1 protein-coding gene is annotated in these 329 nt (G+C 40.7%); it reads right to left on the bottom strand.

Translation table 11 applies throughout. The features are described 5' to 3' along the window. Window positions 1-100: 100 nt before the first annotated feature. Window positions 101-329: superoxide dismutase family protein (locus PVK62_RS17580; RefSeq protein WP_274445661.1), on the bottom strand; the 229-nt coding region annotated here is incomplete at its 5' end.

Below are 329 nucleotides of genomic sequence, written 5' to 3'. Positions count from 1 at the left end.
ACTACTATACAATTATACTCAAAATTGACGCCTTAAAACGAGAAACACCCGACAACCTGAGATGCCGAGTGTAGTAAATCGTGTTGATGCATTTGTTATATTATTTGATTACACCACAAACTAAACGAGCGCCTCCGCCCCCTAATGCTTTAGGATGATCAGAATGATTGTCGCTACCTGCATGGATCATTAAAGATCGACCAGATAGGTTTGGAAGTGTAATTCGAGGAGCTAATACAGGCTGAACTGCATTCCCATCCATATTAATATACAACGGTGGTAAGTCACCTAAGTGATTATCGTTAGACCATGGAAAACCATGTTGGCCA

It is taken from the genome of Aliivibrio sp. S3MY1 (assembly GCF_028765575.1).
Classification (GTDB): domain Bacteria; phylum Pseudomonadota; class Gammaproteobacteria; order Enterobacterales; family Vibrionaceae; genus Aliivibrio.
Note: the sequence above shows the minus strand (reverse complement) of the source record. Positions and strands in the feature narration are given on the sequence as shown.